We start from the raw sequence: 998 nt of genomic DNA on the forward strand, positions 1-998 counted from the left end.
ATGCCCTATGACTATTGTAAAACAAATAAGTCTATTTGACATCCAAGATCTATTCGAAATGCAAAACTCTCACCGTTTTGATGCTATTTTTGCCACATTTGATGTACAACCAATTTTTAATCTATTTTCCAAAAAAACAATGCGAGGTGCACCACGTGAGCTAAACTATGGCGCAATGATTCAATCTTTAATTATTCGAATCGTTGAACGGATTCCAACTATTAAGGATTTAGTTAATCGATTAGGGAACGACCCTATTTTTCGTCTAGATTGTGGTTTCCTTGTTTCTGATGTGGTTCCATCTGAAGCCTCGTACTCACGCATGATTGACGTTGTGAGCCAATCAGATGTACTAGATCAAATGCAGGATACTTTGATTCATGTAGCAATGGCCGAAGGCTTCCTTTGTGATGAACACCTTGCGATTGATGCCACACATTTTGAATCTCGTGACGCTTCGAAACCATCAGAAAAAAAAGTTTCTACATTACCGAAAAAGCGTGGCCGAAAATCCAAAGAAGAACACGCAGCTTGGTTGATCGAACAGGCTGAAATAGAAGCGAATCAATCGACATATGAAAAAGAAATCAAACATCAATTAGATACACCACTTGAAACACTTTGGCAAGACGCTCCTATTGAACCAAACTGGGGTATCAAGAAAAACAGCGAAGGTAAAAATACGTTTTGGTATGGGTTCAAAGGACATCTAGCAGTGGCAACAAAGAGCCAATATATCGTGAGTCGCTTGATGACATCTGGTAATTTATCAGATAGTAAAGTTGCCATCCCTCTATTAAAGAAGGCTGAAAGCCTATTACCAAGGCATTTTACAACAGCAATCCTTGATGCAGGTTATGATTATGAACCAATTTACCGTCAACTTCAAAACAACCAAATGCGCGCAGTTATTCCTTACAATGTCCGCAATGAGGGCGAATATTTTGGTTATGATGAATATTTCAGACCCACTTGTGTACGTGAACATAGTTACTGTT

At 38.7% G+C, this 998-nt stretch carries 1 protein-coding gene; it reads left to right on the forward strand.

Annotation, left to right across the window (positions count from 1 at the left end):
* Positions 1-58: 58 nt before the first annotated feature.
* Positions 59-998: transposase (locus CD30_RS19150; RefSeq protein WP_170215882.1), on the forward strand; the 940-nt coding region annotated here is incomplete at its 3' end.

Origin of the sequence: Ureibacillus massiliensis 4400831 = CIP 108448 = CCUG 49529, from assembly GCF_000772965.1 — a bacterium.
Classification (GTDB): Bacteria; Bacillota; Bacilli; order Bacillales_A; family Planococcaceae; genus Ureibacillus; species Ureibacillus massiliensis.